At 68.0% G+C, this 946-nt stretch carries 2 protein-coding genes; both read left to right on the top strand.

The genetic code is table 11. The features are described from left to right. Positions 1 to 284: hypothetical protein (locus RM812_RS41890; RefSeq protein ID WP_311586232.1), on the top strand; the 284-nt coding region annotated here is incomplete at its 5' end. Next, complete coding sequence (locus RM812_RS41885; RefSeq protein ID WP_311586230.1) at positions 281 to 700, top strand: hypothetical protein; 420 nt, start codon at positions 281 to 283, stop codon at positions 698 to 700. The genes RM812_RS41890 and RM812_RS41885, both read left to right, overlap by 4 nt. Positions 701 to 946: the final 246 nt, after the last annotated feature.

Genomic DNA, 946 nt, shown 5'->3' with positions numbered 1-946 from the left:
ACATCACCTGCGTCCACGACCACAGCAAGGCACTCTGCGAACGAGCCCGCACAGGCCGCTTCGAAAGGCTGCCCGATCACGGCCAATGCCAACCCCTCGCCTGCCGGAACGTCGCACTGACCAGCAGCAACACCGAAGCCTGGCGGGCAGAACTCGACCGCATCGACAGACGCCTGGCAGCACGGCCGCCGCTGCCGCCCCTCATGCAGCACCGCCTCGCATCACGACGGGCCGAGATCACCGCGTTCCTCAGTCGCAACACCAGCACCCCGGAGACCGCATGACCCACCGCGTTGACGCACCCCCCGAATCCCGGGTCCGGGCAGCACTGGACGAACTCCGCCAGCGAGCGGGCGACAACGGCACCCAGCCGAGCGTCCTGGCCCTGGCCAGCAAGTTTGGCATGAGCAACACGACCTTCCGCCGCCACTTCCCCGACATCGCACAGGAGATCGCCGCCCTACGATCAGCACCACCGACGCCAGGGGCCCCAAGAGAACCGACCCGCTACGACAGGCTCGTCGCCCGAAACGCCAAGCTCAAGCGTCACAACCGCGAGCTCACCGAGACCCTCACACTCGCCGCCTGCCACATCCAGCGAATCACTCTTGAGAACCAGAAGCTGAGAGAAGAACTCGAAGCCGCAACCGGCGTCGCTCGCCTGACCCCAATCCCCTCCAGACGGTCGGCAACCAGCTGAGAAAGCGGTCAACGGTCAACCGCAAACCCTGGCCACAAGGGCCCGTTCGAGCGCTACGAGCGTGAGTTCAGCGACGGCTGCCTGGCCGCCAGTCCCTACCGCGACGACGCGATCCAGTCCGAGGTCGCGGGCAGGACCCTGGTGATCCGCCCGATCAGCGGGGATGCGACGCTGCGGCTCGGCCCGGCCGAGGACGGCGGGACACACCCGCTGCGGCCGCAGGACCTCGGCACCCGCGAGGTCCTG

Origin of the sequence: Streptomyces lancefieldiae, assembly GCF_031845825.1 — a bacterium.
Taxonomy (GTDB): domain Bacteria; phylum Actinomycetota; class Actinomycetes; order Streptomycetales; family Streptomycetaceae; genus Streptomyces; species Streptomyces lancefieldiae.
Note: the sequence above shows the minus strand (reverse complement) of the source record. Positions and strands in the feature narration are given on the sequence as shown.

Bases quoted from the DNA above. Each gene is read 5' to 3' on its own strand.
- RM812_RS41885 (WP_311586230.1), top strand. From the start codon at position 281: ATGACCCACCGCGTTGACGCACCCCCCGAATCCCGGGTCCGGGCAGCA.